General features: G+C 26.2%; 8 protein-coding genes. 6 read left to right on the top strand and 2 right to left on the bottom strand.

Annotated features, from left to right (window positions below):
* The first annotated feature begins 423 nt into the window (after positions 1 to 423).
* Positions 424 to 1632: a Na+/H+ antiporter NhaA gene (gene nhaA, locus J2Z25_RS15585; RefSeq protein ID WP_209741233.1), complete on the top strand. Its 1209-nt coding sequence runs from the start codon at positions 424 to 426 to the stop codon at positions 1630 to 1632.
* Positions 1633 to 1741: 109 nt separating this feature from the next.
* Here the strand turns inward: nhaA and hisS are convergent, their stop codons facing one another.
* Positions 1742 to 3040 (bottom strand): histidine--tRNA ligase, encoded by a 1299-nt coding sequence (gene hisS / locus J2Z25_RS15580; protein WP_209741232.1) that lies wholly within the window; start codon positions 3038 to 3040, stop codon positions 1742 to 1744.
* Positions 3041 to 3446: 406 nt separating this feature from the next.
* Positions 3447 to 4706, bottom strand: a complete 1260-nt coding sequence (locus J2Z25_RS15575; RefSeq protein WP_209741231.1) for a helix-turn-helix domain-containing protein — start codon at positions 4704 to 4706, stop codon at positions 3447 to 3449.
* Positions 4707 to 4896: 190 nt separating this feature from the next.
* Between J2Z25_RS15575 and J2Z25_RS15570 the strand changes: the two genes are divergently transcribed.
* The 5 genes from J2Z25_RS15570 to mutL all read left to right on the top strand — a co-directional run bounded on the left by J2Z25_RS15570 (position 4897) and on the right by mutL (position 12972).
* Positions 4897 to 5634, top strand: coding sequence for an SDR family NAD(P)-dependent oxidoreductase (locus tag J2Z25_RS15570; protein ID WP_008678796.1), 738 nt, complete (start codon positions 4897 to 4899; stop codon positions 5632 to 5634).
* Positions 5635 to 5932: 298 nt separating this feature from the next.
* Positions 5933 to 7090, top strand: a complete 1158-nt coding sequence (gene fliB / locus J2Z25_RS15565) for a flagellin lysine-N-methylase (protein ID WP_209741230.1) — start codon at positions 5933 to 5935, stop codon at positions 7088 to 7090.
* A 221-nt stretch (positions 7091 to 7311) separates the two neighbouring features.
* Positions 7312 to 7887 (top strand): hypothetical protein, encoded by a 576-nt coding sequence (locus J2Z25_RS15560; protein WP_209741229.1) that lies wholly within the window; start codon positions 7312 to 7314, stop codon positions 7885 to 7887.
* Between the two features lie 191 nt (positions 7888 to 8078).
* The gene (mutS, locus tag J2Z25_RS15555) at positions 8079 to 10886 is read left to right on the top strand and encodes a DNA mismatch repair protein MutS (RefSeq protein ID WP_209741228.1); all 2808 of its coding nucleotides are present in this window, start codon (positions 8079 to 8081) and stop codon (positions 10884 to 10886) included.
* Positions 10887 to 10917: 31 nt separating this feature from the next.
* Entirely contained in the window at positions 10918 to 12972 is a 2055-nt protein-coding gene (gene mutL, locus J2Z25_RS15550; RefSeq protein ID WP_209741227.1) for a DNA mismatch repair endonuclease MutL, read from the top strand.

The raw sequence follows: 12972 nt of genomic DNA, 5'->3' as shown, positions 1-12972 counted from the left end.
AATTAACTCATTAAATAGAAATCAATTTTACTTATAAGAATATAATCAACCAATAGATTAGTTTAACAATATTCTATTTAACAGTAATGATACTAATGAAATAAACTTAACAAATGAAAAAAGATAGCAATTTGGTGATATCGTATACATTTACAAAAAAATACATAAATATAATTATAAATATAATTATATGTGATTTAAAGTGAAAAAATATCAATATGGCCTTCAAAGAAAGTATAAAAGAAGTATAAAAAGGGTTAAAAATATAACTTTTATTGTAAAGTGTTGGATAGTTGTTATAATAATAGTTGCGTAAAATAATATATTTTTTGGAAATATACTATAGTGTATCTCTAAAAAATATACTTATGTAATAATATGTAAAATAAAGTAGTTAGAACACTTTACAGATGGAGGGACTAAATGTATTATACACAAGAAAAAAGAAATTATTTAAGTAAGTTAAAAGTACTTTTAGAATGGGAGGCTTTACCTGGATTATTACTATTAATTGCAACTGTTTTTGCATTAATTATTGCAAATAGCCCATTAAAGGAATTATATAGTACTATATTTCATCATATAGAAATATTCCCTAATTTTAATTTGCACAAGTTTATAAATGATTTTTTAATGGCAATTTTCTTTTTAGTTGTAGGCTGTGAAATTAAAATGGAAGTTATAAGAGGGCATTTATCAGATGTAAAAAGAGCATCTTTTCCAATTGTTGCTGCAATTGGGGGAGTAACAATACCAGCTATTATATTTTTTATTTTTAATAGAAGTACGTCATATGTTAATGGGATAGGTGTTCCTATATCAACGGATATAGCATTTGCTGTTGGAGCATTTATGATATTTAAGAATAAACTTAGTAATTCCCTTAAAATATTTTTATTAACTTTAGCAGTGGTTGATGATTTGATTTCTATTGCAGTTATAGGAATATTTTATTCGTCAGGAATAAAGATAATACCGCTAGTTTTAGGTGCTGTAACATTTATCATATTATTATCACTTAGAAAAATTGATAAAAAAGAAAGACTTACTCCTTACTTTATACTAGGATTTATTTTATGGCTTTGTATATTTGCAAGTGGAATACATGCTACTATAAGTGGTGTTTTATTAGCTATTACATTACCGATTAGTAAGTGTAATAAGGATACACTTGAATGTACATTAATTAGGATTGAACATGTACTAGCACCATATGCTAATTTAATTATACTTCCGTTATTTGCATTTTCTAATACTGCAATAAATATGAATATTTCATCAATACCACAAGGTTCAATAAAGGTAGCTTTAGGTATAATTGTTGGGCTAGTTGTAGGAAAGCCTTTAGGTATAATGTTATTTACATCTGTTTTATCTAAGTTTAAAGTAATAGAGAAGCCTAAAGATGTAAAATGGTACGATATAATGTGTGTTGGAATGCTTGCAGGAATAGGTTTCACTATGTCTATATTTGTAGCTGAAATAGCATTTACAGGTAATGAAAATGTATTAAATATAGTAAAAATATCTATATTATTGGCTGCAATTATCACATGTTTAATAGCTTCTATTGCAATTAATTTAGGTAAAAAAACAAATAATAGATTAAATGTAAAAGAAGTTAATGCATAGTGACAAGTTGTAAGTATTATAAAACCTTAAGCAATACAGATGTAGTGCTTAAGGTTATTTTTATTTAATGGAGGATGAAGTTTATTTTAAGCCTATTTGATAGCTCCCCTTAAAAAATATCTTCAAATTTTATAGTTTCTTGTTTACCAGTAATCATATTTTTAATATTTATAGATTTATTTGCCTCTTCTTCCTCACCTAAAAGTATAACGTACGGTATTTCTAACTTATTGGCATAATTAAGTTTTTTCTTTAATTTATCATATTCAAAATACATTTCTACTGATTTTCCAGACTCAGTTAACTTTTTATATACTTCACCACAATATTTTAAAGTATCACCAATTGGAATAATTAAATATTCAACCTTAGATGGAAGTTTATAACTTTCAACAAATCCTATTTCTTTTAAAACGAAGAATAATCTAGTTAAACCAATTGAAATTCCAACTCCAGGTAAGATATTATTAGTATAATTTTCTGCTAAGTTATCATATCTACCACCAGAACAAATTGAGCCATATTCTTCATTGTTAATTAATAAAGTTTCAAATACTGTTCCTGTATAGTAATCTAATCCTCTTATAATTTTTAAATTTATTATATATTCGCTTTCATCAACCCCAAGCACTTCTAAAGTAGTAGTAACTTCTTTAAGTTCATTTAATCCTAAGGTGAATTTTTCATCTTGTATATTTAATAATTCTAATTCTTCTAATACTTTATCTTTAGATCCATTTATATTTATGACTTTCTTTATTATTTTTGCACTTTCTTTATTAACTAACTTATCTAGTTCTTCTTTAAATGTTTGTTCACCAATTTTATCGTATTTATCGATTAATATCATAACATCAATAGAGCTTTCGATATTTAGAGAACTTAATAAAGCAGAGAGTATTTTTCTATTACTTATTTGAAACTTATAATCTTTTAATCCTATTGATTTAAAAGCCTTTGAAGCTAAACTTATAACTAAAGCATCATTTTTAATACTTAGCTTATCTTTTCCTATAATATCAACATCACATTGATAAAACTCTCTATATCGTCCCCTTTGATTTCTTTCTCCTCTATATACTTTGCCTATTTGATATCTTTTAAATGGAAAAGTTAAATCATTAAAGTATTGAGAAGTATATCTAGCAAAAGGAACTGTTAAATCAAATCTTAATGCTAAATTATTAGATCCTTTTTGAAATGCATAAACTTGCTTTTCTGTTTCTCCAGCGCTTTTAGCAAGTAAAACTTCAGCTTTTTCTATAATTGGAGTATCTATTGGAAGGCATCCATTTTCTTCATATACCTTTGTAATTTTTTCTACAATATCATTAAATTTTCTTTGTTCTATAGGTAATAACTCCATAAATCCTGGTAAAATACTTGGTTTAATTTTATAGTTACTCATTTTCATTTCTCCTTTATATTAATATTTTAGTTTAGTTATTTAAGCATTTAATACTAATGAATAGCAATATAAGAATTATTAGTATTTATATTTAATTCTAAATTAAAAAGCCATGTAGGCTAATATCCCACATGGCTTACAAAAATATGATTGCACTTACATATCATAGCCAAGAGATACAAGCCCACTTAAAATAGACTTGCACTCTTTTTATAAGAGCAAGTCTCTCTAGCAATGATGATGTATAAATTTATATAAGTTATTTAGTGCTTTCATAATTATTCCTCCAAAAGTTATTAAATTAATTATAAAACAATTAATTTTTTTCTTCAATAAAATTTAAAAGTTTATAAATTTAAAAATAATGAAATATTTATATAACTCATATACACTTTAAATTATATAATCATATTTCATGAAAATATAATGTTTTATATTCTTTTGGAGTTATTCCAACAAATTTTTTAAATGTCTTTGAAAAATGGCTTTGATCAATAAAACCTAAAGGTACATAAATATCTACAAGAGATTTCTTACCAGATAAAATTAATTTTTTAGATTCTTCAATTCTTTCTTTTTGCATGTAATCACTAATAGATAGTCCAACTTCTTTTTTAAATAAATGTGAGAGGTAACAAGGATTCATAGATGAGTAATCTGCTAGGATTGAAAGGGATATTTTCTCATATAAATGTTCAAATATATATTTTTGACATTTAAGTATAGCAGAAGAGTAGTTATACATTTTAACTTTGTTTACATGCTCTGTATAATCTAAAATCATTTTTAAAAATAATTCATTTATATCTTTTATGGTATTAAGTTCTTCTACTGCTTCAAAATAAAAATCAGTAAGTGTTAGGGATACCTCCCAAGCAAGTCCCTTTTCTATAGCAGCACGGGACACTATTGATGTATAGCTAATAAAAATATTCTTTAAATTCCTTAAAGGATTTTTAGAGTTAATTCCTAATTCACCGTCAAAAGTAGTATATTTTAAAAATTTTATTACCTCTTCTAAATTTCCATCTGTTATATGTTTCAATAGTTTTCTTTCAAATTCTTGAGAATGATGCAATCTACTATTTCTTCTTTTCTTTGAATTGGAAATATAAAAGGCTTTGCTATCTTTAAGCCCAACATCAATAAGCATTTCATCAATATTTACTACATTAGTAAAATCTAATTTATCATGATAAATGGAATGATAAAGAAGTAGTCCTGCATCTATAAAACTATTAAAATCCATTATAACGATATTGTTATAATAATTAATTAAGCTGCCTTTATATTTTATTAAGATATCAAACTTTTTTATAATTGAATTAATAGACTTTTCATCAATTTCAGAAGAAATAGTAGGTCCTACTAAAAGAGTTCCACTAATATTGTCACTAGTAATTACTTTAATAATAAAATAATTTTCATGATACATTGTTGATTTAATATTTATAGGAGTGTTTTCGTCATTAATAGATAAAAAGTCATTTAAAAGTTGTTCAGTATTACTATATAAGGGGTTAGTACTATCTTTATAAGAAAACTTAAAGAGAATTATACCACTAGAGTTAAAAAAGAATATTGGTATTTTTAACATTCCAAAGGTTTTATTACAGATATATTCTATATCATCTAAAGATAAAAAACTACTTTCGTCAGAAAACATTTACATCACTCCTAGAAGAACTATGCCTAATAATTAACAATATAGATATTATAACATACATAACAGTAATAAAGTAAAATAATTTAAAGTAATAAGTAAAATTGATACAATATTCCAATAATAATACAATAATAAATTTATAAAAATATTTAATATAAAGGTATGACTAAATGAAAGGAATGATTAATTTATGGGTAAAAAAGTTGCTCTTATAACAGGCTCATCAAGAGGAATAGGTGCGGCATGTGCTACAGAATTTGCTCAAGCAGGATATAATGTTATTATTCATTGTAATAGCAATGTAGAACGAGCTAAAGATGTAGCTAATGCGTGCATATCACTAGGAGCTGAAGTTCTAGTATGTCAAGCAGATGTTTCAAAATATGATGAATGTGAAAAGTTGGTTCAAGAATCAATAAGTAAATTTGGTTTTATTGATGTACTTGTTAACAATGCAGGTATTGAATTTAATGGTTCAATAATGGATACAGAAATAGAAAAATTTGATCAAGTTATGAAAACAAATGCATATGGACCTTTTTATATGTCAAAACTAATAGTTCCATATATGCTAAATGAAAAATCGGGTAGCATTATTTTTATATCTTCTACAAGTGCTTCAACAGGTGCATTAGGAAGCTCTGCATATGCTTCTTCAAAATCAGCGCTTCTTGGATTAACAAAAACACTTGCTAGAGACTTAGCACCAATAGGAATTAATGTAAATGCTATTTCTCCAGGAGCTATAGAAACAGATATGGTATCAGTTCTTCCAGAAGAATTAAAGACTTGGATAAAAAGTAGTGTATATGCAGCAAGACTTGGAAAGCCAGAAGAAATTGGTGCAACAGCTGTGTTCTTAGCATCAGATAAAGCCAAGTATTTAACTGGACAAAATATAACAGTTGATGGTATTTTTCGCACATAATTGTATTTTATTTAACAAAGTAAGCTTATTCATTGTAAGCTTATTCATTGGACAATTTAATAATAAATATCAGATTATAAATTAAGAATAATACTATTTAGATTTTAATAAAAAATAGTCTTTAATATACTAAAAAGGAGTATATTAAAGGCTATTTTTATATGGTTAATTACACCTATATTATAAACAAAATATTATATAAACTAATTTAAAATAAACATATTCTTGAATAGATTTATAGTGAGTATTACAATTAGTATGTACAAAAATAATAAATACATATGATGTGAGGTTAAAAATGAAAATACGAAAGCCAGATTACTTTGATGAATTTAAATGTATAGCTTCTGAATGTGAAGATACTTGTTGTGCTGGATGGGGAATAGTTATAGATGAAGAAAGTCATAAAAAGTATTTGTCTGTAGATAGTACATTTGGAGATGAATTAAGAAGCAAGATAATTAATGAAGATGAAGAAAATGTTTTTGTCTTAAATGGAGATAGATGCTCTTTTTTAAACGAAAATAATTTATGTGATATATATAATAATTTAGGAGCAGAAAGTCTTTGTTATACATGTAGACAGTACCCTCGTTACTTAGAGGAGTTTGGAAATACTCGTGAAACTGGTATATCCTTATCATGTCCTGAAGCTGCAAGAATAATACTAAGAAAATCTGATAAAGTAGAATTTGAATTAAGTGAAAATGATGAAGAAATAACTAGCTATAATGATATTAATCCAATGCTATATATTAATCTTATGCAATGTAGAAAAATAATTTTTGATATTATGCAAAATAGAGAAATAGATTTAAAAATAAGATGTGCTTTAGTTCTTACTTTTATAAATGAAGTACAAGAAAAGATAGATTCAAATGATATTCAATCAATTAAGTTAGTTAAAGATAAGTTCTTAAATAAGGATTTTATTAAATCAACTATTAATGATATTGAAGTATATAATGGGAAAACTACAAAAAAATATATTAACATAAAAGAAGTTCTAGAAGTCTTTAGAGATTTAAAGCATATTAAGCCAAATGACATTTTAGGGTTAGAAGATGCCTTAAGATACTTTTGGCAAAATGAAGATGATAAAGATATTTACTTAGATATTCATAAAAAGTTTGATGAATATTATAAAGCAAAAAGCTATGAATTTGAACAAATACTAGTTTACTTTCTATTTAGATACTTTATGAAGGCTGTTTTTGACTATGATGCTTTAGCTAAGGTGAAAATAGCATTAATAAGCTATATAATGATAAAAGAATTATGTGTAGTAAGATATCTAGAAAATAAAGAGTTTACAAATACAGATATGGTTGACATAGCTCATACATATTCTAAGGATGTAGAACACTTAGAAGAAAACATTGAAACCTTAGAAGAATTATTTGAAACTAATGATGTATTTAGTATTGAGGAATTACTAATTACTCTATTAAACTAAGAGAAATATGCAATAATATTCTATATTATTAAAAAGAAAAATAATCCTATCTATTTTTAATTGATAAGATTATTTTTCTTTTTATCTTTATCTCTTATATGAAATATTATACTGAATATTACATTTATTATAATTTTTTATAGATAATAAACTAACTAATTTAATTGCTTTAATATGGAAATGTAGTAAAATATATATGTAGTTAAATAGGGGGTAAATATATGAAACTATTAAAAAGAATATCAATAATAATGACTTTAGTACTATCAATTACTGCTTTTTATGGGTGTAAAAGCAAAGATCCATCTCCATCTGACACAGTAAAAACTTATTTTGATGAAATTAAAGGTGCTGATGAAGCAACAATTTCTACATTACTAAGTAATGTAGAAGAAACTGACACTAATTCTTCTAAAAAGATGATTACTGAAATACAAAAGCTTACTTATACTATTAATTCAGAAAGTATTGATGGAGAAAAGGCAACAGTTAATGTTAAAGTTAATGGACCAGATATAGCTGCTGTAATTGCTACGTCCATTCAAGAAATGTTTACAAGTGTATTATCACAAGCTTTTTCTGGTACAGAAATGACAGAAGCAGAACAAAATAAACTATATGATGATATTATGGTAAAAGCTTTAGATGGAGTTACATTTACAGATAGAACTGGAGATATAACTCTAGAAAAATCAGAAAATGGTTGGGAAATTACTAGTGATAATGAAATTACTAAGTTAATAATGAATATAGATCCAACTACTTTTGACCCAGCTAATACTGATATTGCAAATTAGATTATAAAATAAATCTTTATATTAATTTAAAAATGACCTTATCAAGTTTGAAATTGATAAGGTCATTTTTCTTATTAACTCTACTTTAATACTTATTACTTTTTATTGTTGCAACTTTATAGTATAATAGTCATAAAACCTTATGTTTACAAGGTTTGTACTTAAATTTAGGGATGTGAGGTAATAAAAATATGTTAACTCCAATGATGAGACAATATTTTGAAATAAAAGAAAATTATAAAGATTGTATCTTATTTTTTAGATTAGGTGACTTTTATGAAATGTTCTTTGAAGATGCTAAAATAGCTTCTAGAGAATTAGAACTTGTTTTAACAGGAAGAGATTGTGGTCTTGAAGAAAGAGCTCCTATGTGTGGAATCCCATTTCATGCAGCTTCATCTTATATAGCAAGACTTGTTAATAAAGGTTATAAAGTAGCAATTGGGGAACAAGTTGAAGATGTTTCTGTTGCTAAAGGTATAGTTAAGAGAGATGTTATTAAAGTTATAACTCCTGGTACATATATAGAAAATACTGAAGATAGCGAATATAAAAATACATATTTAATGTGTATCGTTGAAGATAATGGCTATTACGGGTTAGCCTCTTCTGATATATCTACTGGAGAATTTAAAGTAACGAGTTTTACAGCAATAAAAGCCAGTTTATTAGATGAAATAACTAAAATTGCTCCAAAGGAAATAATTGTAGATATTAATATAAGTGATGAATTATTATCAGAAATTACTTCTATTTCTTCAGCACTAATTACTAAGAGAGATTTAAGTAAGAGTATTTGTACTGAAGAAGAACTTCTAGAACAATTTTCAGAAGTATGCATTACTAATTTAAATGATTTATCTAAGACTGTATCTAAAGCCTTATTAAAGTATATTTATGATACTCAAAAGATGACTTTAACTAATATAAATCTTTTAGAGTATTATGACATAATTAATTATATGACTATAGATGGTAACTCAAGAAGAAATTTAGAGCTTACTGAAAATCTAAAAGAAAAATCTAAAAAAGGTAGTTTAATTTGGGTTTTAGATAAGACTGCTACTTCTATGGGAGGAAGAGCAATTAGAAAATGGATTGAAGAACCTCTTATAATAAAATCTGAAATTGAAAAGAGATTAGAAGGTGTAGAAGAACTATATAATAATGCTTATTTTAATGAAGATTTAAGAAGTTTACTTAAAGAAATTTATGATATAGAAAGAATTGTAGGTAAGATTTCTAATAAAAATGCGAATGCTAAGGACTTAATCTCACTTAAATGCTCATTAGAAAAGCTACCAGGTATAAAGTCTCATTTATCAGAAGCATCATCAAATATACTAAAAGAATGGTATAAGGATTTAGATGAGCTTACTGATATTAAAGAACTTTTATCTAATTCTATTTTAGATGATCCATCTATTGCCTTAAAGGAAGGTAACATAATTAAGGGTGGTTACAATGAAGAGGTAGATAGTTTAAGAACAGCAAAACTTCATGGTAAGGAATGGATTGCTGCTCTAGAAAATAGAGAAAGAGACTTTACAGGAATTAGATCATTAAAGGTTGGCTACAATAAGGTATTTGGTTATTATATAGAAATATCAAAGGCTAATTATAGTTCAATTCCTGAAGGTAGATATATAAGAAAGCAAACACTCGCAAATGCTGAAAGATTTATAACTCAAGAATTAAAGGAAATGGAAGATAAAATCTTAGGAGCAGAGGAAAAGCTAGTATCTTTAGAATACGACTTATTTATAGAAATAAGAGAAGCTATAGAAAAAGAAATTGCAAGACTTAAACAAAGTGCTAGAATTATTGGTAACTTAGATGCTTTATCTACTTTATCTTTAATAGCTGTAGAAAATGATTATGTTAAACCTAGCATAAATGAAGATGGAATTATAGAAATAAATGAGGGAAGACACCCAGTTGTAGAAAAAGTAATTGGAAAAGGTGAATTTGTTTCTAATGATACTACATTAAACTCAAATGATAATAGGCTTTTACTTATTACTGGTCCTAATATGGCAGGTAAGTCTACATATATGAGACAAGTGGCACTTATTACTCTTATGGCTCAAATAGGATCATTTGTACCAGCTAAATCTGCTAATATTTCTATATGTGATAAGATATTTACAAGAATAGGTGCTTCTGATGATTTAGCAGGTGGAAAATCTACCTTTATGGTTGAGATGTGGGAAGTATCTAACATCTTAAAGAATGCTACATCTAAAAGCTTAGTTTTATTAGATGAGGTTGGAAGAGGAACATCAACATATGATGGACTTAGTATAGCTTGGTCTGTAATAGAATATATATCAAAAAATAATAACCTTAAGTGTAAAACACTTTTTGCTACCCATTATCATGAATTAACTAAACTAGAAGGTGTAATAGAAGGTGTTAAGAACTATTCTGTTGCTGTAAGTGAAATAGATGATAATATAATCTTCTTAAGAAAGATAGTAGAAGGTGGAGCAGATCAATCTTATGGTATAGAAGTTGCAAAGCTTGCTGGATTACCAACACAAGTTATTGACAGAGCTAAAGAAATATTATCTTCACTAGAAAATACATCAAATAGTAATTCATTAGATGTTACTTCATTAAAAGAAGTTGCAACTGATAAGATTGAAAAAGATGAAGTAAATAAATCTACTAGCATTAAAGAATCTGTAGAAGCTCCAGTTTCAACTGCAAATAATAACTCATTAGATAATGCTAAAGAAGAATCTAATGAAAGTTATATAGCAAAAGAAAGTGATCATATAAATAATTCAGTATTAGAAGATACTATTATAAAGAAGGATTCTAAAAAGAAAAAGAATTCTAAAGATGAAATAAATGACTATCAAATAGATTTTACAATGATAGAAAAAGAAAATTTAATTAATTCACTTGCTGATATAGATGTTATGGCATTGACTCCTATGGATGCAATGAATACATTATACAAGTTAATTCTTGAGGCTAAAAGGGTGAAGTAATTAAAAAAGGGTACATAATTGAGGTGATTATATGAAAAGAATAAATCTATTAGATGAACATACCTCTAATAAAATAGCAGCTGGAGAAGTGGTTGAACGCCCTTCTTCAGTTGTAAAAGAATTAGTAGAAAATTCAATAGATGCAGAAGCAAAAAATATCACCATCGACATAGAAGAAGGTGGTATTTCTTTAATAAGAATTATAGATGATGGTAATGGAATACATAAAGATGACATTAAAAAGGCTTTTATGCCTCATGCAACATCTAAAATCCAAAATGTAGAGGATATATATTCTATTATGACATTAGGCTTTAGAGGGGAAGCATTAGCCTCTATAGCATCTATATCAAAAGTATTATTAAGAAGTAAAATAAATGAAGTAGATTTTGGCTCTGAAATTTCAATAGAAGGTGGAGAAATACTTTCTGAATCTGAAACTGGAACTAATAAAGGAACAATAATTGAAGTTAGAGATTTATTTTATAATGTACCAGCTAGAAGAAAGTTTTTAAAGTCTACTTCTAGAGAAGGGGCATTAATAAGTGATATAGTTTCAAGGATAGCCTTATCTAATCCTGATGTATCTATAAAGTTCTATAACAATGGTAAGAAGGTATTACATACTTATGGTACAGGTAATCTTAAAGATGTTATTAGAACTGTATATGGAAAAGCCATAAGTGAAAACTTAATATACTTTGAAAGTGCAGAAGATGCAATTCATTTATATGGATATATAGGTAAAGAAGAAATAGCTAGAGGATCTAGAAATAATCAAAGTATCTTTGTTAATGGCAGATATATAAAGAATAAAACTATAGTTGCAGCAATAGAAAATGCCTTTAAGTCCTTTGCGACAGTTAATAAGTTTCCATTCTTTGTTTTATTCCTTGAAGTTTATCCAGAGTTTGTAGATGTTAATATACATCCAACAAAAGCTGAAATTAAATTTAAAGAAGATAGAGGGATATTTAAAAAGGTATTTGATGTAGTTCATAAAGCCTTTAAAAGTGAAGTTTTTAATGATTTCTATATACCAGAGGAAGAAAAAGAACATAAGGATGAAGTACCTACAGAAGTTGTTGAGGAAATATCTTTTAACATAAATGTAAATGATACTTATTCAAATTCAAATAACTTACCTTTATCTTACTATGAAGATAATAGTAATAAAAATAAGGAAAATGAAATAAATACAATGCCAGGAGTTTCTTATGAGGATTTAAGGAGAGAAGAAGAGCTTTATAATAATCTTAAGAACCTAAAAGAACTTGGTAAATTAGATATTAAAACACATAATAATAACAATAATATAGATGATAACAACAATTTTGATTATAGACCTATAAACTATGATTCAAATACTGTAGTTTATGAAGATAAAAAAGAAATTTCTAATAATGAAGTAAATACAGATATAGCAATTAAAAGTAACGAAGTAAATAATGAAAATGTAGTAAGTAATAAAGAAAATTTAAATAATATAGAAAATAGAAATGCAAAGTTCCCTAATTTAAGAATAATAGGGCAGTTTAATAAGACTTATATATTAGCTGAATATGATGAAGTGCTATATATGATTGATCAGCATGCTGCTCATGAAAAGATTCTTTTTGAAAAGTATTTAAAGAGCATAGAAGAGGGGGATATAGTAGTACAACAACTATTAGTACCTACTTTAATAGATTTAACTACAGATGATTTTTGTTATTATGAAGAAAATTCAAAGGTGTTTACTATGGCAGGTTTTTCTATTGAAAACTTTGGTGGAAATACTATAGCAATTAAAGAAGTGCCTTATTTCTTAGGTAAGCTTGATCCGAGGAATTTATTTATTAATATCTTAGATAATATAAAATCATTAGGTAGCGGTAAAACAACAGAAGTAAAGTACAATAGAATTGCAACACTTGCATGTAAAGCTGCTGTTAAAGCTAATGATTATTTAAATCAAATGGAAATGGAAAAACTAATAAATGATTTAAGATATATAGATGATCCATTCCATTGTCCTCATGGTAGACCAGTAATCATTAAGTTTACAAACTATGAATTAGATAAAAAGTTTAGAAGAATAGTATAA

Source organism: Clostridium tertium, assembly GCF_017873245.1.
Taxonomy (GTDB): Bacteria; Bacillota; Clostridia; order Clostridiales; family Clostridiaceae; genus Clostridium; species Clostridium tertium.
This window is presented reverse-complemented; position numbering and strand designations above follow the sequence as displayed.

What these genes read in the sequence shown, in the direction of transcription:
- mutS (WP_209741228.1), top strand. Translation starts at nt 8,079, where the DNA reads ATGTTAACTCCAATGATGAGACAATATTTTGAAATAAAAGAAAATTAT.
- fliB (WP_209741230.1), top strand. Translation starts at nt 5,933, where the DNA reads ATGAAAATACGAAAGCCAGATTACTTTGATGAATTTAAATGTATAGCT.
- J2Z25_RS15560 (WP_209741229.1), top strand. Translation starts at nt 7,312, where the DNA reads ATGAAACTATTAAAAAGAATATCAATAATAATGACTTTAGTACTATCA.
- J2Z25_RS15575 (WP_209741231.1), bottom strand. Translation starts at nt 4,706, where the DNA reads ATGTTTTCTGACGAAAGTAGTTTTTTATCTTTAGATGATATAGAATAT.
- mutL (WP_209741227.1), top strand. Translation starts at nt 10,918, where the DNA reads ATGAAAAGAATAAATCTATTAGATGAACATACCTCTAATAAAATAGCA.
- nhaA (WP_209741233.1), top strand. Translation starts at nt 424, where the DNA reads ATGTATTATACACAAGAAAAAAGAAATTATTTAAGTAAGTTAAAAGTA.
- J2Z25_RS15570 (WP_008678796.1), top strand. Translation starts at nt 4,897, where the DNA reads ATGGGTAAAAAAGTTGCTCTTATAACAGGCTCATCAAGAGGAATAGGT.
- hisS (WP_209741232.1), bottom strand. Translation starts at nt 3,040, where the DNA reads ATGAGTAACTATAAAATTAAACCAAGTATTTTACCAGGATTTATGGAG.